Consider the following 393-nt stretch of genomic DNA (forward strand, 5'->3'; position numbering starts at 1 on the left):
CGCTGCCGTTACGGCCAAAGCCGCCGAGGCCATTGAAGAATTCGAGGCCGGCGGTCAGCATCGCCACCGCAGACGCTTCGGGAGGGGCCGGCCACGGCGGTAACCACGCGTTTCGTTGCCGGCGCGGCGTAGGCAATCGTGCCGGCATTTGCGCCAGATAGCCCAGCTGGGTAGCGATGGCGCCGCGGCGCGCCAGCAGTGCAACGCGCGCGGCCGACAGCAGCAGCGCTCTGGCCTCGACGCTCATCAGGTCGGCACGCAGCACGTAGATCGAACCCTGCGCGAGCTCCCCGTCAGAGCGCGGCCGCGACTGGCTGCTGCGCACCGCGGTTTCAATCGCCCCCTGCAATTCCTGGATATACGACGAAGCCCGTTCGTTGACGATCACGAGAT

General features: G+C 67.7%; 1 protein-coding gene. It reads right to left on the reverse strand.

Annotated elements, in window-relative coordinates; translation table 11 throughout:
* A partial coding sequence (locus ACYPXD_RS32255; RefSeq protein WP_459721825.1) for a hypothetical protein occupies window positions 1–393 on the reverse strand: 393 nt, incomplete at both ends.

The sequence above is a fragment of the Paraburkholderia sp. 2C genome (genome assembly GCF_054589215.1).